Annotated in this window: 17 protein-coding genes and 3 pseudogenes; 13 read left to right on the top strand and 7 right to left on the bottom strand. The window is 63.5% G+C overall.

Annotated elements, in window-relative coordinates; all coding sequences use genetic code 11:
• Positions 1 to 1,034 precede the first annotated feature (1,034 nt).
• Positions 1,035 to 1,301, bottom strand: a complete 267-nt coding sequence (gene rpsT, locus ACVWW1_RS29390) for a 30S ribosomal protein S20 (RefSeq protein WP_173639982.1) — start codon at positions 1,299 to 1,301, stop codon at positions 1,035 to 1,037.
• Positions 1,302 to 1,673: 372 nt separating this feature from the next.
• On the opposite strand from rpsT, the gene ACVWW1_RS29385 reads away from it, so the two are divergent.
• From ACVWW1_RS29385 to ACVWW1_RS29375, 3 genes are all read left to right on the top strand, one after another.
• Positions 1,674 to 1,991, top strand: coding sequence for a hypothetical protein (locus ACVWW1_RS29385; RefSeq protein ID WP_092120555.1), 318 nt, complete (start codon positions 1,674 to 1,676; stop codon positions 1,989 to 1,991).
• Positions 1,992 to 2,120: 129 nt separating this feature from the next.
• Complete coding sequence (msrA, locus tag ACVWW1_RS29380; protein ID WP_456658314.1) at positions 2,121 to 2,777, top strand: peptide-methionine (S)-S-oxide reductase MsrA; 657 nt, start codon at positions 2,121 to 2,123, stop codon at positions 2,775 to 2,777.
• A 200-nt stretch (positions 2,778 to 2,977) separates the two neighbouring features.
• Positions 2,978 to 3,727, top strand: a complete 750-nt coding sequence (locus ACVWW1_RS29375) for a polysaccharide biosynthesis/export family protein (protein ID WP_176534721.1) — start codon at positions 2,978 to 2,980, stop codon at positions 3,725 to 3,727.
• Positions 3,728 to 3,866: 139 nt separating this feature from the next.
• Here the strand turns inward: ACVWW1_RS29375 and ACVWW1_RS29370 are convergent.
• From ACVWW1_RS29370 to ACVWW1_RS29360, 3 genes and pseudogenes are all read right to left on the bottom strand, one after another.
• Positions 3,867 to 4,543: pseudogene (locus ACVWW1_RS29370) on the bottom strand (dienelactone hydrolase family protein).
• Positions 4,544 to 4,591: 48 nt separating this feature from the next.
• Entirely contained in the window at positions 4,592 to 4,930 is a 339-nt protein-coding gene (locus tag ACVWW1_RS29365; RefSeq protein ID WP_456658313.1) for a hypothetical protein, read from the bottom strand.
• A 23-nt stretch (positions 4,931 to 4,953) separates the two neighbouring features.
• Positions 4,954 to 5,727 (bottom strand): alpha/beta fold hydrolase, encoded by a 774-nt coding sequence (locus ACVWW1_RS29360; protein ID WP_456658312.1) that lies wholly within the window; start codon positions 5,725 to 5,727, stop codon positions 4,954 to 4,956.
• Between the two features lie 287 nt (positions 5,728 to 6,014).
• On the opposite strand from ACVWW1_RS29360, the gene ACVWW1_RS29355 reads away from it, so the two are divergent.
• From ACVWW1_RS29355 to ACVWW1_RS29340, 4 genes are all read left to right on the top strand, one after another.
• A complete protein-coding gene (locus ACVWW1_RS29355) occupies positions 6,015 to 6,506 on the top strand; it encodes a (2Fe-2S)-binding protein (protein ID WP_176534725.1) in 492 nt (163 codons plus the stop codon).
• Positions 6,503 to 8,788, top strand: coding sequence for a molybdopterin cofactor-binding domain-containing protein (locus ACVWW1_RS29350; RefSeq protein WP_456658311.1), 2,286 nt, complete (start codon positions 6,503 to 6,505; stop codon positions 8,786 to 8,788). The genes ACVWW1_RS29355 and ACVWW1_RS29350 overlap by 4 nt, the downstream gene beginning before the upstream one ends.
• Before the next feature lie 295 nt (positions 8,789 to 9,083).
• Positions 9,084 to 10,181, top strand: coding sequence for an HD domain-containing phosphohydrolase (locus ACVWW1_RS29345; protein WP_456658310.1), 1,098 nt, complete (start codon positions 9,084 to 9,086; stop codon positions 10,179 to 10,181).
• Positions 10,182 to 10,323: 142 nt separating this feature from the next.
• Positions 10,324 to 11,613 carry a cytochrome P450 gene (locus ACVWW1_RS29340; protein ID WP_456658309.1) on the top strand — a complete coding sequence of 430 codons (1,290 nt, stop codon included), beginning with the start codon at positions 10,324 to 10,326 and terminating at the stop codon, positions 11,611 to 11,613.
• A 96-nt stretch (positions 11,614 to 11,709) separates the two neighbouring features.
• On the opposite strand, the gene ACVWW1_RS29335 is transcribed toward ACVWW1_RS29340, so the two are convergent.
• On the bottom strand, positions 11,710 to 13,290 hold the full coding sequence (locus ACVWW1_RS29335; protein ID WP_456658308.1) for an AMP-binding protein: 1,581 nt from the start codon (positions 13,288 to 13,290) through the stop codon (positions 11,710 to 11,712).
• Positions 13,291 to 13,508: 218 nt separating this feature from the next.
• Positions 13,509 to 13,928: a VOC family protein gene (locus ACVWW1_RS29330; protein WP_456658307.1), complete on the bottom strand. Its 420-nt coding sequence runs from the start codon at positions 13,926 to 13,928 to the stop codon at positions 13,509 to 13,511.
• Between the two features lie 199 nt (positions 13,929 to 14,127).
• Here ACVWW1_RS29330 and ACVWW1_RS29325 point away from each other — a divergent pair, with 199 nt between their 5' ends.
• Positions 14,128 to 15,099: a Bug family tripartite tricarboxylate transporter substrate binding protein gene (locus ACVWW1_RS29325; RefSeq protein ID WP_456658306.1), complete on the top strand. Its 972-nt coding sequence runs from the start codon at positions 14,128 to 14,130 to the stop codon at positions 15,097 to 15,099.
• Positions 15,100 to 15,285: 186 nt separating this feature from the next.
• A complete protein-coding gene (locus tag ACVWW1_RS29320) occupies positions 15,286 to 15,570 on the top strand; it encodes a DUF3551 domain-containing protein (RefSeq protein ID WP_456658305.1) in 285 nt (94 codons plus the stop codon).
• 117 nt (positions 15,571 to 15,687) lie between these two features.
• Here the strand turns inward: ACVWW1_RS29320 and ACVWW1_RS29315 are convergent, their stop codons facing one another.
• Positions 15,688 to 15,849: a hypothetical protein gene (locus ACVWW1_RS29315; protein WP_456660849.1), complete on the bottom strand. Its 162-nt coding sequence runs from the start codon at positions 15,847 to 15,849 to the stop codon at positions 15,688 to 15,690.
• Here ACVWW1_RS29315 and ACVWW1_RS29310 point away from each other — a divergent pair.
• The 4 genes and pseudogenes from ACVWW1_RS29310 (at position 15,830) to ACVWW1_RS29295 (ending at position 17,720) form a co-directional block, all read left to right on the top strand.
• Complete coding sequence (locus ACVWW1_RS29310; RefSeq protein ID WP_456660701.1) at positions 15,830 to 16,159, top strand: ArsR/SmtB family transcription factor; 330 nt, start codon at positions 15,830 to 15,832, stop codon at positions 16,157 to 16,159. The two genes, ACVWW1_RS29315 and ACVWW1_RS29310, sit on opposite strands and share 20 nt — an antisense overlap.
• Positions 16,144 to 16,506 (top strand): annotated as a pseudogene (locus ACVWW1_RS29305) (SRPBCC family protein); the annotation flags it as partial. The gene ACVWW1_RS29310 and the pseudogene ACVWW1_RS29305, both read left to right, overlap by 16 nt.
• An 18-nt stretch (positions 16,507 to 16,524) precedes the next feature.
• Positions 16,525 to 17,262, top strand: coding sequence for a DUF899 domain-containing protein (locus ACVWW1_RS29300; RefSeq protein WP_456658304.1), 738 nt, complete (start codon positions 16,525 to 16,527; stop codon positions 17,260 to 17,262).
• Positions 17,263 to 17,373: 111 nt separating this feature from the next.
• Positions 17,374 to 17,720 (top strand): annotated as a pseudogene (locus tag ACVWW1_RS29295) (DUF1428 domain-containing protein).
• Positions 17,721 to 17,832: the final 112 nt, after the last annotated feature.

The raw sequence follows: 17,832 nt of genomic DNA, 5'->3' as shown, positions 1-17,832 counted from the left end.
GCCAGCGTCCAAGGGGTTGATTACGGCACCACAGGAAATTTGCACTTCGGCCGTCGTTGGTTCGACTGCAGTGATGATACCGTAAGGCATAAGTCCTCCCCCTCCCGCCGCGACGTATCGCGGCAAGTTGCCAGCTTGCTCGTGTCTTCAAAATCGAACTGCCGCTACCGAACACCGAGATGCCCGGCGCTTCGCCGCCGCGTGTCGTCGTCAACCCGTTCGCTCGCGCCGCGTTCCCGTTGCCAGATTCCGACTGACGCCCTGGTCTCTCTTGTTCGATCCCCCAAATTGTCGGGGACACCGCCGGAGATATTTTGACACAGGTCGACCGTCCTCATATCGCTATGAGCCGTCAATCTAGCTTCGCTTGGAAAGCGTCGCTAACGCGCACACCGCCGCCGATTTGCACGTCCGCCCTTGGGTCTCAAACCGCGCTGATCTGGAGATCCGTGGGCGTCGCGAACAAGAAATAAATACACCAAGCGCATTTTCTGACAATCCGTGGATTCGACGGGGATCGAGACTCTTCGCGACTGTTGCGGTGTTGCCGACGCTGAGTTGCGAAAGCAAGGTTTTGAATCAGCGCACAGATTCACGCGTGTCACAAACGACGGTGCAATACCAAAATTTTTTCATAGAAAATTTACATTTGGTCTCGCGCCGGTCATTTTTCCAATCGCTGTTCAGCGCTATGTGCATAAGTAATTCGCGAGACGTCATTTTTCGCGATTACTTTTGCAGGGTAACCCCGCTGCGCAATTTTCAACGCGAGATATTCGCGCACTATTCCATCTATCTAGCTTAGTGCAGAACAATCTGTGCGCGAGTGCGGCGCATTAAGCATAATGAGCCGGTAGAACTACGGACGCGACGAAACATGACACGCAGTTCGTTGCGCGGCAACGCCGACTCTTCTCGCGCTATGAGACTTCCACGACAAAATGCGAGACCAAAACAAAAAGCCCGGCGCGAGCCGGGCTTCGTGACGAATGTGTTCTTCGGTCAGCTCACGCGGCGAGCTGTACTCGCTGAGCTTACTTGGCGAGCTTGGCGATGCTCTGCGTGAGGCGCGACACCTTACGGCTCGCATGGTTCTTGTGAATGATGTTGCGCTGCGCTGCCTTCATCAGTTCGGGCTCGGCGTGGCTCATCGCCTTGAGTGCCGCCTCGCGGTCGCCGCTCTTGATTGCTTCCTCGACGGTGCGCACCGCGCCACGCATCTGCGTGCGGCGCGACTTGTTGACGATGGTGCGGCGGGCAATCTTGCGGGTCGCCTTCTTGGCGGAGGTGGTGTTGGCCATGGTTCTCTAACTGTCCTTCGGCGGTGATCGCTCGGTGGTCGGGCTTGCGCGCACCGGCCGGTTCAAATCTCAACTCTGATGTATTTGTCCAAGGTGGTTTTCTTGGGTGTCCTTGAGGCGGCCATGCCAAGGCGCATAATGCGGCCCCCGCATGCGGCACTGTCCAAAGAACAGCGGCGGCAGGATTGCGCCCGCCGCCATCGGCCGGTCTTATAGATGGCACAGGCTTAACCGTCAACGCTTTCGGGACCGAAAAAGGGCCCGAAATCGGCCTCGCAAGGGCCGGATAAGCCGCTGAAGAGGTTGAATTTCCGGGGGGCGCCCGGTAAGGCCTGTCGACGCGTGGGGCGCGACAGGGAGTTAGGGTGACGCATGATCCGCGGCTTTTTCCGCCTGATCGGCCTTTTGCTGCTGGCCGGCAGTTTCATCTTCATGGTCTATGACGGGGCCCGCTACGTCGCCGACCAGAGCCTGCGCTTTACCCAATTCGGCCAGTTCTGGAATGATATCCATCAGTCGAGCCAGCAAGCGTTCCATGCCTGGGTGGATCGCTTCGCGCCCTGGCTCTGGAACGGCGTGATCCGCGTGCTTCTTGAGCAGCCGGTGTTCGCGGTGCTCGGCATTGCCGGCATCCTGCTGATGATCCTGTTCCGGCCGCGCAAGCCGCTGATCGGCTACGCACGCGACTGAGTTGGCTACAACCCTGTTGGCCGCGGCCGTCAGTAACGGGGCTGCCATCATCCGCGTAAGGACATATATAGGTGACAGCCGGCCCGCAGGCCGTTGCCGCGTCGGCCGATGTCCCGCCCGGAGGTATCCATGTTGTTCATGCGCAAGACCACCGCGTTGCCAAGCGCCGCCGAGGCGCTGCCAGGCCGCGCGACGCCGATCCCGACCGCGACCACGCATTTCGTCAATGGCAGCAAATTGACGCCGCCCTATCCGCAAGGCCTCGAGCAGGCCGTGTTCGGGCTGGGCTGCTTCTGGGGCGCGGAGCGGAAGTTCTGGGAACTCGGCGACGGAATCTACACCACGGCGGTCGGCTATGCCGGCGGCCACACGCCAAACCCGACCTATGAAGAGGTGTGCTCGGGACGCACCGGCCACACCGAGGTCGTGCTGGTCGTGTTCGACCCGAAGAAGCTCTCCTACGAGAAGCTGCTGAAGACATTCTGGGAGAACCACAACCCGACGCAGGGCATGCGCCAGGGCAACGACATCGGCACGCAGTATCGTTCCGCGATCTACGCGTTCAGCGACGCGCAGCACAAAGCCGCCGATGCGTCGCAGGCGATGTATCAGAAGGCGCTCGCCGCCAAGGGCCTCGGCGCGATCACGACGGAAGTGGCACCGGCCGGCGAGTTCTACTTCGCGGAGGACTACCATCAGCAATACCTCGCCAAGAATCCGGCGGGCTATTGCGGGCTTGGCGGCACCGGCGTGTCCTGCCCGATCGGCGTCGGCGTCACCGCCTGATCGCTGCTTCTGTTGAGTATGATCTCCGCGCAAACGCTTTCGCGTCTGTCGCGAGGGAAAACCGGTTCCCACTTTTCCGGATCATGCTCCAAATCGAGGGGGAGGCCGGCTTTCCGGCTCCCCATTCGGTTCTCGAAAACCCTTTATTAACCATAAGTGGTGCAAGACTGGGCTTGTCTCGCCGTTGAGGGATAGGTCCGGTGCCGGTTGCACGCGCGTTACGATTGCCGATCACTGCCGTTGTGGCTGCGCTCGCGCTGTCTGGCTGCATGAGCACGTCGGGTCCGGTTGCTGTCGGCCCGCAAGGTGTCGATGCCGTCACCTATGGACCGGATTACGCATCCGGCCCGGTTGCCGATGCCGGCGGTGGTGGTGCGATCAGCGCACTGCGTTCCGCCTTTGCCAGTACTTCTCCTGGTTATGGCTATGCCGCGCCGGGGACCGCCCCGGTGGTTTATGCCGCCGCACCGGGTGGGCCCGCCGGTTACGACAACTCCTATCATCTCGGCCCGGGCGACAAGCTCCGCGTCGTGGTGTACGGTCAGGAAGGCCTGACCAACTCCTATGCGATCGACGCCGCCGGCTCGATCACCATGCCGCTGATCGGCTCGGTGCCGGCGCGCGGCCGCACGCCGGCTGGGCTCGCCGGTGAAATCTCGGCACGGCTGCGCAACGGCTTCATCCGCGATCCTTCGGTGGCGGTCGAGATCGAGTCCTACCGGCCGTTCTTCATCCTCGGCGAGGTCCAGGCTCCCGGCCAGTATCCCTACGTGCCGAACATGACCGTCGAGAGCGCGGTCGCGATCGCCGGCGGCTTCTCGCCGCGCGCCAAGCGCGACCAGGTCACCCTCACCCATACCGATGCGTCCGGCTCCGGCCGCTTCGTGGTGCCGCTGGGCACGCCGATGAGCCCAGGCGATACGGTGTTCGTCGGCGAGCGCTGGTTTTGACGAAGGACAACCTCCTTCGTCATTCCGGGGGCGATGCGCAGCATCGAACCCGGAATCTCGAGATTCCCCACTACGCAATTGCGCACCTGCAGCCCGCGCTTTGCGCGCCCCGGAATGACGAGTTGGAGAAGGCGGCGCCCTATCTCTTCAAATGCTTTCCGAAAAATTCCATGCTGCGCGGCCAGGCGATGTCGGCGCTCGCCTTGTCGTAGCTTGCGCGCTCGTCGCAATGGAAGCCGTGCTGCGCGCCGGGATAGATGAAGACCTCCACCTCGGACCGCTTCGACTTGATGGTCTCGACATCGCTCAAGGGAATGCCGGCATCCTTCTCGCCGAAATGCAGTTGCGTCGGCACGGTCGGCTTGTCGTCGGCGAAGCGGATCACGGCGCCGCCGTAATACCCGATCGCGGCCGAGAGCCCGGTCAGCTTGGTGGCGGCCGCATAGGCGATGCTGCCACCGAGGCAGAAGCCGATGATGCCGACCGGCCCGACCGACCTCGCCGCGTCGATCGCTGCCTGGCTGTCGCGCAGCATCGCGGCAAAGTCCGGATTGGCGACGAACTCTTGCGCGCTTCGGCCACCTCATCGGGGGAGTAGCCGCTCTGGAAGTTCGGCGTGATGCGGTCGAAGATCGACGGCGCAACCGCGACATAGCCTTCCTTCGCCAGCCGGTCGCAAACCGAGCGGATGTGGTGGTTGACGCCAAAGATCTCCTGGATCACCACGATCGCGCCCTTCGGCGCGCCAGCGGGATCGGCGCGATAGGCGCCGAGTTCAAATCCATCAGAAGCCTTCAGTTTGATGTCTTGTCCCATGGTCCATCCTTGTCATGTTGGGGGTTGCATGAAGCTCATCGATGAGGTTTAGCGCCACATCCAGTTCTCGCCCCAGTCAGCCTTCCAGCCAGTCAGCCGGTGCTTGCGAAATTGCAGGAAGAGGCGGTCATGGTGCGGAAACAGCCCGCTGCCGCCGAGGTCGCGGAAGGTCAGGAATATCTCGTTGCCAGGCCGTCCGCTGACATGGGTGAAGGGGGTGCCGAGCGCGCGCTGCGCGGCCGCGACGCCCATGCCGAACACCAGCGGCGTGTTGTTCGACAGCGTCGCGGTGAAAGCCGATGCGGGTCCGCCGAACGGCGGAAGCTTCTCCGCGCTGGCGGCCGTGGCGGCCCCAGTCAGCAGCAGGACGACGGCGATCGTCTTCATGGCCTGATCCTTCATTTGGCCTTTCACGCTGCGCCGGTTTCGAGACGATCCAGGAACGGCAGCACGGCGGCGATGAAGGCCTGCGGCTGGTCGATGTTGACGGCATGGCCGGCGTTCGGAATCACCGCCTTCTGCGCGCCCGGGATCTTCGCCGCCATGTAGTCGGACGCCGCCAGGAACGGCGTGTCGTCGGCCCCGACCACGACCAGCGACGGGACCTTGATCCCGGGTAATGACTCGATCACCCGCGCATCGCGCTGCGCCAGCATGCCGCGCGCGGCGAGCGCCAGGCCCCTGGCGTTGCGATGCGTGACCGACGCGCGCTCGGCGCTCAGGGATTTCAGCACCTCGAGCCCTTCGCGGTCGAAGCGGTCGCCGGTGTCGCGGGCGCGCGTGTTCCAGACCTCGCGGGCGTCGACCTTCTTGAATCCCGGGCCGGTGTCGATGATCAATAGCGCGCGCACCCGCTCCGGATGGGCGCGGTGGAAGGCAAGCGACATGTAGCCGCCGAGCGACAGGCCGCCGACGATCGCCTTGTCGGCGCCGGCAACATCGAGCAGGGCGGCGATGTCGCCGACCGTCGCCGCTTCACTGTAAGCATCCGGATTGTCGGGATAGTCGGACTGGCCGTGCCCGCGCATGTCCCAGAGAATGAGCTTGTGCCGCCTCGACAGCGCCTCGATCTGGCCGTGCCACATCGCCGACGTCGACGAATAGCCGTGGGTGAGGATCAGAGACGGGCCGCTGCCGTGAATCTCGTAATAGATATCGACGCCGCTGCGGTTGAGCTTGGCCATTGACGGGCTCCTTCTGTTGTCGATGTCAGGTCCGGCAGCGCTACCGACCTTGGTAGGAGTGATCGATACGGCATCAATACTGGCATTTCAAAAGCTTCATGCCGTTGCCGCATCGCACAACAGGTAGTTTCCGAAATTTATTCCTTTCGAGCAATTCCAAATTGGATTGCCTCCAGCCAGGAACCGGATCATTGTTTCGGCAACTGCCGCTTACCCGGTGGGCGCCAGCCATGACCCAACAGTGAGTTGCCGCCGTAAGCGGCTTCCTACACCGGAAGGGGAGAGAGATGCCAAATCTCAATATCAACGGACGGAATATGTCCGTCGAGGCGGCCAATGACACGCCGCTGCTTTGGGTCATCCGCGAGCAATTGCAGATGACGGGCACCAAATTCGGTTGCGGCGCCGGTCTCTGTGGCGCCTGCACGGTTCACGTCAACGGCGAAGCGGTGCGGTCCTGCCAGACCTCGCTCGCCGACGCCGTCGGCAAGAAGATCACCACCATCGAAGGCCTCTCCGCCAAGGGCGAACATCCCTTGCAGAAGGCCTGGGTCGCCGAGCAGGTGCCGCAATGCGGCTACTGCCAGTCCGGCCAGATCATGCAGGCGGCAGCGCTGCTGTCGAAGAACACCAATCCGACGAAGGAAGAAGTGGTCGCGCATATGGACGGCAACCTCTGCCGTTGCATGACCTATTCACGAATCCAGAAGGCGATCATGCGCGCTGCGTCCGACATGCGCACCGCATCGGCCACCGGATCCGAGCGGAGGGCCACATGAACAAGCACGTGAAAAACCTCGCTCCCGAGACGACCGATCTCAGCCGCCGTTCCTTCCTGGTCGGCACCGCTGCAACCGGCCTCGTGCTCGGCTACGCCGCGTCCGGCATCGATGAGGCGCTCGCGGCGCCGGCACCCGCCAACTTCGAGCCGAGCGTCTGGTATTCGATCGCGCCCGATGGTCTCGTCACCGTGACCTGCGGCAAGGCCGACATGGGCCAGCATGTCGCCTCGACGATGGCGCAGATCGTGGCCGAAGAGCTCGGCGCGAACTGGAAGGACATGCGGGTCCAGCTCGCCTCCAACGATCCGAAGTTCAACGATCCCGTGCTGGGCGCGCAGATCACCGGCGGCAGCTGGTCGACGATGATGAACTTCGACGCCATGAGCCGCGCCGGCGCTGCCGGCCGCATCGCATTGACCGAGGCGGCGGCGGCCTCGATGGGCGTGCCGGCCAGCGAGCTGGTGGTGCGTGCGTCGACGATCAGCCATCCGAAGTCGAAGAAGTCGATGTCGTTTGCCGAAGTGGTGAAGAGCGGCAAGGCGACCAAGACCTTCACGGCGGATGATCTGAAGGCGATCAAGCTGAAGTCTGCCGACCAGTACACCATGATCGGCGTCTCGGTGCCGCAGCTCGACATTCCGTTGAAGGTCAACGGCACGGCCAAGTACGGCATCGACGTGATGCTGCCGGGCATGGTCTACGGCGCGCTGGTCACCCCGCCGGTCCGCTACGGCGCCACCGTGAAGTCGGTGGACGATAGCGCGGCGAAGAAGGTGCCGGGCTTCATCAAGGCCGTCACCCTGGACGACAAGACCACGACCACGACCGGCTGGGTCGTCGCGGTCGCCAACACCTATGCGCAGGCCAAGAAAGCGGCCGAGGCGCTGAAGGTGAGCTATGATGGCGGCCCGAACGCCAAATTGTCGAGCGAGTCGCTGTTCGCCGAGGCCAAGCGGCTTCAGGGGTTGAGCGATTCCGGCGAGTTCTTCGTCAAGGACGGCGATCCGAACGCAGCCTTCGGCACGGCGGCCAAGGTGTTGGAGGCGGAATACACCACCAACATCAACATCCACGCGCCGATGGAGCCGATGAACGCCACCGCGGAGTTCAAGGGCGATATCCTGCACATCTATTCCGGCAACCAGTTTGCGACGCGTTCCGGCGCGATCGCGGCCGGCGCCGCCGGGATCGATCCGAAGTTCGTGGTGATGCATCAGATGTGGCTGGGCGGCGGCTTCGGCCGGCGTCTCGACGCCGACATGATGGTGCCCGCGGTGCAGGCGGCCAAGGCCGTCGGCAAGCCGGTCAAGGTCATCTACACGCGCGAGAACGACATGACGATGGATTTCTCGCGTCCGCTGACCTACCAAAAAGTAAAGGCTGGCGTGGACGGCGACGGCAAGCTCGTCGCATTGAGCCACGATGTCGTCTCTGCCTGGCCGACCCAGCGTTGGGGCATCCCCGACTTCCTGTCGCCCTCGGTCGACAAGAAGGGACCGCTCGATGCTTTCACGGTGAACGGTTCGGACTTCTTCTACACTGTCCCCAACCACTATGTGCGGGCGATCAAGAACGAGATGGCGCACAACGCCACCCCGTCGGGTCAGCTCCGTTCGGTGGCGCCGGGCTGGACGTTCTGGGCGGTCGAAAGCATGGTCGACGAGATCGCGCATGCGACCGGCAAGGACCCGGCCCTGCTTCGCGTCGAGCTGCTCGACGGCAAGGGCAAGAATGACGGCGGCGCGCAGCGTCTCCGTAACACCTTGCTCGCCGCGATGGGTCTCGCCGGCTACGGCACCAAGAAGCTGCCCAAGGGCGAAGGCATGGGCGTTGCCTGCGTGTCGTCGCAGGAGCGCGCCACGGCGAGCTGGACCGCCTGCGTCGCCCACGTCGCCGTCGCCCCGTCGGGCGAGGTGACGGTGAAGAAGCTGACGGTTGCGACCGACGTTGGTACGCAGGTGAATCCCGACGGCATCCGGGCCCAGGTCGAGGGCGCGGCGCTGTGGGGCATGTCACTGGCGCTGTTCGAGAAGGCGACGTTGAAGGACGGCGGCATCGAGCAGACCAATTTCGACACCTACACGCCGCTTCGGATGAGCCAGCTGCCGGAAGTCGCGGTCAACGTCATCGCCAATGGCGAGAAGGCGACCGGCGTCGGCGAGCCCGCCGTGACGGTGGTGGCGCCGGCGATCGGCAATGCCGTCTTCAACGCGGTCGGCGCCCGCGTCCGCGGCCTGCCAATCACCGCGGAGGCCGTCAAGGCTGCGATGAAGGCGTAACGGCCTGAACCAATGAAGACGCCGGAGAGCTTGACCGCTCTCCGGCGTCTTTCTTTGCCCCAAGCGTCCGCCGGATGCTGGCGGCGTCGATGCCTTTGACGCTGCAAAAATTCATGATTCGCCGGCGCTGCGGCCGCCCCCACGCATTTTCGGCGGGCCTGATTCTGCTGGCGGATTTGGCGGTTCCTCAAATTGTATCCATTGCGCTTAACCGCCGTTCAGCATCCCCATTAAGCCGGAGGGAACGCATCGTCAGGTAGCGTCCACTGTCGGTCGTTACCGCGACGGGGATGTCATGACTGCCTTGGCCAATAACCAGACTTCGAAGCGCCGCCTGCTGCTGGCGTCAGATCGAAGCGATCAGAGCAACGAACTCGCCAGCATCCTGCGCTCGGTGGGCGAGGTCGATACCGTTCCGACCTCGGATATTCCCGAGCAGCCGGCCCGCGATCTCTCCGGCATCGTGGTCGACATCAATTTGCGCTCGCCCGAAGCCGTGCAACTGGTCCGCGCCAAGCTGCAGACCGACGCCTATCGCGAGATGCCGCGGCTGTTCGTGCTGGCGGATGCGTTGCATCACGCCTCGATGCAGGCCTGGGCGCTCGGCGCCACCGACACGATCTCGCGGCCGTTCGATGCGCGGGGCATCCTGCAACGCATCCGCGCCGCGTTTCCCGACAACAGCGGCTATGACGAAACCGACCGCGGCAAGGCGCTCAATCGCGGCGTCGAAGCTGCGCACGGCGTCATGGTCAAGATGTTCGAGCGGATGCGCGCCGGCGAGCCGCTCAGGTTCGAGGACATCGTTGCCGCCGAAAACAAGATCCTCAAGGCGATCAAGCACAACTCGCTGCGTGAATGGCTGACCACGGTCGGCTGCCATCACCAGGAGACCTATCGCCACTGCCTGTTCGTGACCGGCTTTGCAGTGGCGTTCGCGCAGCATCTCGGCATGCGCGAAGACGACCAGCGCCGGCTCGCCCGTGCCGCACTGCTGCATGATGTCGGCAAGGCGTTCGTTCCGGTCGCGCTGCTCGACAAGCCCGGCGCTTTCACGGTCGAGGAAATGGCCGAGATGCGCGAACATCCGCGCCGCGGCTACGAGGCGCTGTCGGCGCAGGGCGGCTTCCCGCCGGAAATGCTCGACGTGATCCTGCACCATCACGAATTCCTCGACGGCACCGGCTATCCGAACGGTCTCAGCGGCAACCAGATCAGCGACATCGTCCGCGTCACCACGATCGTCGATGTCTATGCCGCCCTGGTCGAGAAGCGCGCCTACCGGCTGCAATTCACCCACGCCAAGGCGTTCTCCATGATGGAGGAGATGGGCGGCAAGCTCGACCAGCAATTGTTGCAGGCGTTCCGCCCGGTGGCGTTCGGGCATTATTGAGCCCGCCGTCATTGCTCCGCTATGCCGCGCAATAGCGTGTGCGGCGCGGCGCCTAGCCAATCAACGCAAGTCGTCCTCCTTACCTCCGCCTAGATTTCGGCGATCATCGGCGCGACCGGTGCTTGGGCAGGTGAGGACGATCATGGACACGACAACGACCGGGGATCTCGACATCCCCGCCAACATCGCGGAAACCCTCGTCGATCCCGTCGCCTATGCCGACGACCGTATCCACGACAGCTATCGCTGGCTGCGCGCCAATAACCCGCTCGGCATCGCGCGGCCCGACCGCTTCGATCCGTTCTGGGTGGTGACCAAGCACGCGCATATCCAGGCGATCAGCCGGCAGAACGAGCTGTTCCACAATGCCGACCGCCCGACCACGCTGACGACGCAGGCGCTCGAGGAGCGGGTGCGCAAGATCACCGGCGGGCCCAATCTGGTGCGCTCGCTGGTGCAGATGGACGCGCCCGACCATCCGAAATACCGCGCGCTGACGCAGGGCTGGTTCATGCCGGCCAATCTCGGCAAGTTCGAGGGCCGCGTCCGCGAGATCGCGCGTGCCACAGTGCAGCGCATGCTCGACCGCGGCGGCGCCTGCGATTTCGTCGAGGACGTCGCGCTCGGCTATCCCCTGCACGTCATCATGGAGATCCTCGGCGTGCCCGAGGCGGACGAGCCGCGCATGCTCAAGCTGACGCAGGAGCTGTTCGGCCCTCAGGATCCCGACACCGCGCGCGTCCGTGAGGCGTTGAGCGCGGAACAGGTCTCGGCGATGTTGCAGGCGATCATCGCCGACTTCTCCGCGTACTTCCGCAAGATCACCGAGGATCGCCGCCGGAACCCGCGCGACGATCTCGCCACGGTCATCGCCAACGCAAAGATCGGCGGCGACTACATGCCGGAGCACGATCAGACCAGCTATTACATGATCGTCGCGACCGCGGGCCATGACACCACCTCGTCCTCGACCGCGGGCGCGATCTGGGCGTTGGCCAGGGACCCCGCGGAGTTTGCCAAGGTGAAGGCCAACCCGGAACTGATCCCGGGCCTGGTCGACGAGGCGATCCGCTGGATGACTCCGGTCAAGCATTTCATGCGCTCGGTCACCGCGGATACGGAGCTCGGCGGCCGCAGAATCGCGAAAGGCGACTGGCTGATGCTGTGCTACGCCTCGGGCAATCGCGACGAGGACGTGTTCGAGGATCCCGATCGCTTCCGCAGCGACCGCAAGCCCAATCGCCACGTCGCGTTCGGCTATGGCGCGCATCTCTGCCTCGGCCAGTATCTGGCCAAGCTCGAGATGCGCATCCTGTTCGAGGAGCTGCTGCCGCACCTGAAATCACTCAGCCTCGCCGGCGAGGTGAAGATGACGCAGGCCTATTTTGTCAGTGGCCCGAAGAAGCTGCCGATCCGGTTTGAGGTGAATTGAGCGTCATTGCGAGGAGCGAAGCGACGAAGCAATCCATTGTCCCGCATGCGCTGAACCATGGATTGCTTCGCTTCGCTCGCAATGATTGATAAGGGTCTACTCCAGCATCTTCCTTAGCTCCGCCTTCGCAACCTTCTCCAGCGTCGAGCGCGGCATCTCGTCGACGAAGCGGATTTCCCGCGGCACCTTGAAGTCGGCGAGCGCGGAGCGGCAGGCGGTCATGACCTTGTCGTGCAGATCGGCGGGGAGCGCCGCGACGCCGGTTTGCGGGATGATGAAGACGACCGGCACCTCGTCCAGCATCGGATGCTTCTTCGCCACGACGGCGGCCTCGCGCACGCCCGGCACCACCGCGATCACCTGCTCGATCTCGGAGGCCGCGACATTCTCGCCGCCGACCTTGAGCATGTCCTTGGAGCGATCGCCAAACCTGACATAGCCGCACTTCAGCATCGTGACGCGGTCGCCGGTGATGAAATAGCCGTGTTCGTCAAAGCTCTCGCGCGTCGCCTTCTCGTTATACAGATATTCGGCGAACAGCGACAGGCCGGGAATGCCCTTGATCAGGAGATTGCCGGTCTCGTCGACGCCGGTCGGCGTACCATCATCGTTGGTGATGCGGATTTCATATTCGGGCGCGGCGCGGCCGATCGACATCGGCGGGTTCGGCTGGTCGACCTCGCCGATGATGCCGTGGCTGATGGTTTCGGTCATGCCCCACCAGCCGATGATCTTGATGCCGAATACGGCGAATGCCGGCGGCTCGTTCACGGCGGTGCCCCAGAGCCTGAATTTGTGGTTCTTCGGAACCTCGCGCTCCAGCAGCGCCTTCATGCAGAACGGGATTGTCGAGGTCCATGTCGAGCCGTGCTCGAGCGCCACCGGCCAGAAGCGGCTCGCCGAGAAGCGCGGCTGGATCACGCAGGTCGCGCCCACCCACAGGCTTGCCAGCATCGAATAGGCCAGCGCGTTGGTGTGGAACAGCGGCAGATAGGTCTGGTGCACATCAAAGGCGTGCAGATCCTGATGCGCGGCGTTGATCTTGGCGCCCCATAGCGCGTTGGCATGCGTCCAGAGCACCGCCTTCGGCCGCGACGTGGTCCCCGAGGTGTATTGCACGCTGCACGGTGCGAGCGGATCGATCGGGCGCTTCGGCCGGTCGGCGCTGTCGGCGAATAGCGCGTCAAAGCTGTCGCCGCGCGCGGGCGCCTGTGTCGGCGCCTGGCCCGCATCGTGCGAGGTCACCGCGATCCAGCGCAGCCCCTTGCAGTTGGCCGATAGCAGTTCGGCATAGGCCGGCTGGGTGATCGCGGCGACCGCGCCGCAATGGCCGGCAAAGTAGTCGATCTCGGCCGCAGCCGAGCGGGTGTTGGTGGTGACGGCAATGGCGCCAAGCTCGACACAGGCGAACCACGACATGATCGCCTCGACGCAGTTGTCGAGATGGATCAGGACATAGTCGCCCTGCTTGATGCCGCGCTTGGCGAGGCCCGCCGCGAGCGCGCCGACGCGCTCATGGAATTCGCCGTAGCTCCAGCGCCGCGCCGGCGCATCGAACGGCGCCCAGATCAGGAACGGATGATCGCGGCGTACCTCGGCGCGCATCCTGAGCAGCCATGGCACGTCGAGCCCCGCAAACGGTCCGACGATGCCCGGCACTGGCTGTGAAGTCGTCATATGTCCTCCCGCGCAGCCTTGCCGGCCGCCATTGATCTTGGTTGGGATCAGTTCTGCCACCGGCGTGCGCCGAGAGCAAATCGGGATTTGCAAAGTCATTTTGCGCTGATGCGACGAAGCAATTCCGTTCCGCCGCACGGAACGGATGGATCCATTCGCGCTGCCTGTCGTCGGGCGCGCATTCGCGCGAACAGCTCGCTCGCAATGACGAACGATGGCTAGCTTGGATCCCTCTCATACGACGAGATCTCGATCAGGCTGCCGTCGGGGTCGCGGCAATAGACCGAGCGCAGCGTGCCGCGCGCGCCCTGCTTGGCGACTGGGCCTTCCTCGATCTTGACGCCATGGGCCTTCAGATGCGCGACCACCGCCTCGGGCGTGCTCGAGGTGAGGAAGCAGAGATCGTCGCTGCCGGCCGCTTCATGATCGGCGGTGAACCATTCCACCTTGTCGGCGTCGCGCGGCCGCACATTGATCTTCTGGTTGCCGAACACCAGCGAGGTGCGCGGTGTCTTGCCCTTGCCGGGGTCGAACACCTTCACCTCCATGCCGAGGATCCTGCTGTACCAGGCAACCGAGCGCACCACATCGGTGACGTTGATCACGAAATGGTCGAGCCCATTCACCTTGACGGACATGATCGATCCTCTTCGGTCCAGAGTCTTAGACAAGAATTCAACGCTTCGGCCTGATGCAGAGCCGAGGCTTAGCCTTTCGTCGCGGTCGGTGTCGCACGTGTCGCACTGGCCGCTTCAGACATTGTTTGTTAAAACCGCGCCGCACGCAACGCAACAGAAACGGGCAGGGGTCAAACCCTGCGGGATTGGGAGAGACTTCATGATTTCACGCCGCGCCGCGCTGGGCCTGATCGGGTCGGGGATTTCGACATTCGCGATCGGCCGCGCTTCGGCTGCCGACTATCCGGCGCGACCGGTGCGCTGGATTGTTGGCTATCCGCCGGGCGGCGCCACCGACATCATCGCGCGCCTGATCGGGCAGCGGCTGTCGGAGAAGCTCGGCCAGCAGTTCGTGATCGAGAACAAGCCGGGCGCCGGCAACAATATCGGCACCGAAGCTGCGATCAACGCCGAGCCGGACGGCTACACCGTGCTGCTGGTCAATCCGGCGAACTACATCAACGCCTCGCTCTACGCGAATCTGAAGTTCAATTTCGTGCGCGATGTCGCGCCGGTGGCTTCCTTCAACCGCGTGCCGAACGTGATGACCGTCAACAAGGACGTGCCGGCGAAGAACGTCGCCGAGTTCATCGAGTATGTGAAGGCCAATCCCGGCAAGGTGAACATGGCCTCTTCCGGCAACGGCACCTCGGTACACCTCTCCGGCGAGATGTTCATGTCGATGACCGGTTGCAAGATGCAGCACGTGCCGTATCGCGGCGCCGCGCCTGCGATCACCGACATGCTCGGTGGCCAGGTGCAGGTGATCTTCGACAACATGCCTTCGATCATCCAGCACATCCGCTCCGGTTCGCTGCGCGCGCTCGGCGTGACCACGACGGAGCGCTCCTCGCAATTGCCGGACGTGCCGGCGATCGCCGAGACCGTGAAGGGCTATGAAGCAAGCGCGCTGTTCGGCATGGGCGCGCCGAGGAACACGCCGAAGGAGCTGATCGCCAAGCTCAACACCGAGATCAACGCCGTTCTCGCCGAACCCGATATGCGGAAGCGCCTGGTCGAGCTCGGCGGCGACTCGCTGATCCAGACGCCGGACGCCTTTGGCAACGACATCAAGGCCGAGACCGACAAGTGGAAGAAGGTGGTCGAGTTCGCCGGCCTCAAGGTCGAGTAGTCTTCGGGCTGCAAATGCGGGACAGGTCCGGCCGCAAGGGGCGGACTTGTCTTGCGCCCGGGCTCCAAGACCGGGACTCTAAGAATTGACCGGCCCTGACGCCGAATAAGATGGCGTTCAGGAACTTGACCCGATATGTCGCGGTTGATTGATTGCGGCATCTTGAGAGTCGGAACGGGTGGGATCATGCGCACATCGCGATTGGCAGTGCTTGTGTTGGGAACGATGACGCTTGCCGGTGCGGCGAGCATCGATCGCGCGTCCGCCGATCCCTATGATTACCCGTGGTGCGCACAGGGCCCGAGCCTCGGCTATCCCGGTGAATGCGGCTACCAGACCTATGATCAGTGCCTTGCGAGCGTGTCCGGACGCTATCTCGCCTGCGGCGAAAATCCGCGCTTCCTGTTCGGTCAGCAGCTGCAGCCGGAATCGCGGCCGTACCGGCACCGGCATCACCACCACCGGCGCTAGCGGTTTGACGTGAGGGCGCTTCCGCTCTCGGTCATTCCAACCATCTGGCATGATGATGCTCCGGCATTGACGCAATCGTGAAGCGCTGCGCTTGACGCCGAGCCGTTTGCGTCTATACTAAACCGTATGGTTAAGTATCAGGACGAGGCGCTGGACCGCACCTTTGCTGCGCTTTCCGATCCCACCCGCCGCGCGCTTCTGGCGCGGCTCGGCGAGCGGGAAAAGCCTGTCGGTGAGCGAGCTGGCGCAGCCATTCGCGATGTCGTTGCCGGCGATCATGAAACATCTCGACGTGCTCACGGATGCCGGCCTGGTCGCCCGCGAAAAGACCGGCCGCACGGTGGCGTGCCGGCTCACCGCGAGGCCGATGGAGCAGGCGATGAACTGGCTCAATCGCTATGCGCAATTCTGGTCCGACAATCTCGACCGCCTTGCCGCTTTTGTGGAGGAAGACCCATGGCAATTAAATCGGCAAACCAATCCGCAGCCGACGCCGGCCTTGCCGCGCGTCCAAGCCTCACCCTCACGCGGCGCCTCCGCGCCCGGCCGGAAAAAGTCTACGCCGCGTGGACCGAGCCGGAAAACCTAGTGCAGTGGTTCGGCCCGGGCCAAGTCAAGCCCGGCACGACGCAGGCCGAGCTCGACGTCCGTGTCGGCGGCCGCTACCGGATCAAGTTCACCGGCACCAACGGCGAATATCACGAGGTCGGCGGCGTCTATCGCGAGGTGGTGCCAAACGAGAGACTGGTGTTCAGCTGGGCCTGGCATTCGACGCCGGAACGCGAGTCCGAGGTGACCGTGTCGATCAAGCCCGATGCCGGCGGCACACTGCTCACCTTCCATCACGCGCAGTTCGTCGACGAGACCGCGCGCGACAACCACCAGCGCGGCTGGACCGAATTCCTCGGCAATCTGGCACAGTATGTCGACGCCTGAACCGCAAAGGAGCATCTCATGCAACAGCACAAGATCGTCTCGCGCGAAGAATGGATCGCAGCCCGCAAGGCATTGATGACCCGTGAGAAGGAGCTGACTCAGGCCCGCGAGGCGCTGAGCCGGCAGCGCCGTGAACTGCCCTGGGTGAAGGTCGACAAGGACTATGTGTTCGACGGGCCTGACGGCAAGGTGACGCTCGGCGATCTCTTCAAGGGCAGGCCGCAGCTCGTGGTGCAGCACGTGATGTTCGCGCCGGAGTGGGATGCAGCCTGCAAGAGCTGCTCGTTCTGGGTCGACGGCTTCGAACGCATGGTTCCGCATCTCGCCGCGCGCGACACCACGATGATCGCGGTCTCGCGGGCGCCGCTGGCCAAGCTCGAGGCCTTCAAGCAGCGGATGGGTTGGACCTTCGACTGGGTGTCGTCGGGCACCAATGACTTCAATTACGATTACGGTGTGTCGTTCACCCAAGCGCAGATCGATGCGGGGGACGCGAAATACAATTACGGAACCACCCCGCTCTATGGTCCTGAACTGCCTGGCATCAGCGTGTTCTTCCGCGACGAGAAGGGGAGCGTGTTCCACACTTACTCGACCTTCGCGCGCGGCCTCGACATGATGAATGCGGCCTATCACTACCTCGATCTGACGCCGATCGGCCGCCACGAGGAGGGCTTGCCCTATCCGATGGATTGGGTGCGGCTACGTGACCAATACCAACCGACGCCGGTTCAGGCATCCTGTTGTCACTCCTGATCGTCATTGCGAGCGAAGCGAAGCAATCCATCGCGCCGCAAGCGTCGAGATGGATTGCTTCGTCGCTTTGCTCCTCGCAATGACGGCGAAACCAAACAACAGGAAACGCCCATGCCTTACGTCGATGGTTTCGTCGTCGCCGTGCCGAAGAAGAATCTCAAGGCCTACGCGCAACTCTCCAAGAAGGCCGGCAAGGTCTGGCGCGCGCACGGTGCGCTGGATTATCGCGAATGGGTCGCCGACGACGTCAAGCCGGGCAAGCTGACCTCGTTTCCGCAGAGCGTGAAATTGAAACCGTCGTGTTTGCCTGGATCACCTACAAGTCACGCGCCCAGCGCGACAGGATCAACGCCAAGGTGATGGCCGATCCTCGGCTGGCGTCGATGGGCACGGGCGACGTGCCGTTCGACGTCAAGCGCATGATCTATGGCGGCTTTGCGAGTCTGGTGAAGGTCTGAGGCGGCACGGTTTCGCCGCAATCCGCGCGGTAACCGGCCGTTAAACATCACGCTCGGCACGCCGCGCGATGCCGCTTGCGTTTACTTGGCAATCCCGTATACTTTGCATTAC

The sequence above is a fragment of the Bradyrhizobium sp. JR3.5 genome (genome assembly GCF_054057015.1).
The sequence above is the reverse complement of the archived record's forward strand: the minus strand, read 5'-3'. Positions and strand labels throughout refer to the sequence as shown.

What these genes read in the sequence shown, in the direction of transcription:
- rpsT (WP_173639982.1), bottom strand. Translation starts at nt 1,301, where the DNA reads ATGGCCAACACCACCTCCGCCAAGAAGGCGACCCGCAAGATTGCCCGC.
- ACVWW1_RS29385 (WP_092120555.1), top strand. Translation starts at nt 1,674, where the DNA reads ATGATCCGCGGCTTTTTCCGCCTGATCGGCCTTTTGCTGCTGGCCGGC.
- msrA (WP_456658314.1), top strand. Translation starts at nt 2,121, where the DNA reads ATGTTGTTCATGCGCAAGACCACCGCGTTGCCAAGCGCCGCCGAGGCG.
- ACVWW1_RS29365 (WP_456658313.1), bottom strand. Translation starts at nt 4,930, where the DNA reads ATGAAGACGATCGCCGTCGTCCTGCTGCTGACTGGGGCCGCCACGGCC.
- ACVWW1_RS29360 (WP_456658312.1), bottom strand. Translation starts at nt 5,727, where the DNA reads ATGGCCAAGCTCAACCGCAGCGGCGTCGATATCTATTACGAGATTCAC.
- ACVWW1_RS29355 (WP_176534725.1), top strand. Translation starts at nt 6,015, where the DNA reads ATGCCAAATCTCAATATCAACGGACGGAATATGTCCGTCGAGGCGGCC.
- ACVWW1_RS29350 (WP_456658311.1), top strand. Translation starts at nt 6,503, where the DNA reads ATGAACAAGCACGTGAAAAACCTCGCTCCCGAGACGACCGATCTCAGC.
- ACVWW1_RS29345 (WP_456658310.1), top strand. Translation starts at nt 9,084, where the DNA reads ATGACTGCCTTGGCCAATAACCAGACTTCGAAGCGCCGCCTGCTGCTG.
- ACVWW1_RS29340 (WP_456658309.1), top strand. Translation starts at nt 10,324, where the DNA reads ATGGACACGACAACGACCGGGGATCTCGACATCCCCGCCAACATCGCG.
- ACVWW1_RS29335 (WP_456658308.1), bottom strand. Translation starts at nt 13,290, where the DNA reads ATGACGACTTCACAGCCAGTGCCGGGCATCGTCGGACCGTTTGCGGGG.
- ACVWW1_RS29330 (WP_456658307.1), bottom strand. Translation starts at nt 13,928, where the DNA reads ATGTCCGTCAAGGTGAATGGGCTCGACCATTTCGTGATCAACGTCACC.
- ACVWW1_RS29325 (WP_456658306.1), top strand. Translation starts at nt 14,128, where the DNA reads ATGATTTCACGCCGCGCCGCGCTGGGCCTGATCGGGTCGGGGATTTCG.
- ACVWW1_RS29320 (WP_456658305.1), top strand. Translation starts at nt 15,286, where the DNA reads ATGCGCACATCGCGATTGGCAGTGCTTGTGTTGGGAACGATGACGCTT.
- ACVWW1_RS29310 (WP_456660701.1), top strand. Translation starts at nt 15,830, where the DNA reads ATGTCGTTGCCGGCGATCATGAAACATCTCGACGTGCTCACGGATGCC.
- ACVWW1_RS29315 (WP_456660849.1), bottom strand. Translation starts at nt 15,849, where the DNA reads ATGATCGCCGGCAACGACATCGCGAATGGCTGCGCCAGCTCGCTCACC.
- ACVWW1_RS29300 (WP_456658304.1), top strand. Translation starts at nt 16,525, where the DNA reads ATGCAACAGCACAAGATCGTCTCGCGCGAAGAATGGATCGCAGCCCGC.